The sequence below is a fragment of the Nocardioides luteus genome, from assembly GCF_014648595.1.
Taxonomy (GTDB): Bacteria; Actinomycetota; Actinomycetes; order Propionibacteriales; family Nocardioidaceae; genus Nocardioides; species Nocardioides luteus.
On sequence record NZ_BMRK01000060.1, the window covers coordinates 1 to 514 of the forward strand.

The 514-nt window shown below is 59.5% G+C and carries 1 pseudogene; it reads right to left on the bottom strand.

The features are described from left to right. Positions 1 to 316 (bottom strand): annotated as a pseudogene (locus IEY81_RS23975) (HNH endonuclease signature motif containing protein); the annotation flags it as partial. Between the last annotated feature and the right edge of the window lie 198 nt (positions 317 to 514).

Sequence of the window (514 nt, forward strand, 5' to 3'; positions counted from 1 at the left end):
CCTTCGCAACCAGCTCGTACTTGGCGAGGTCGGCAGCGAGGTTCACCTGCGAGCGGGCGACGCCCTTGTCAACCAGGAGCTCGGTGCGCATCCACCCGGAGACGTCCTTGGCGCCGGTCTCCTCGGCGATATCACCCGAGGCAGCGAGCACCCGGAGCTTCACCGCGGCCTGTTTGGCCTGGATCTTCTCCAGCCGCTGCAGCGTGTCCTTCTTCTGACTGGTGCGCCAATACGCCGGATCGCGGGTGAGGAGGTCGTCGAGGGAGGCTTCGATGGCGCTCAGGTCAGCATCGATCGTGTCGTGCTCGAGGCTCATCGGGTCCTCCTCTCAGGGTGTGTTGTGATGGGTCTGATTCTACTCCTCCGAAGCCCAATACTCTATATATTATCCCTGGTCAGATGCACTTTTCTGACATTTTTCTAGCCTCGAATCTGTGGATGGTAAGTGGCCCGATGGGCCACTTGTTTCTTCCGTGAACGGGGTAGTTGTTGTGGGTTTGGTGGTCTCGACAAG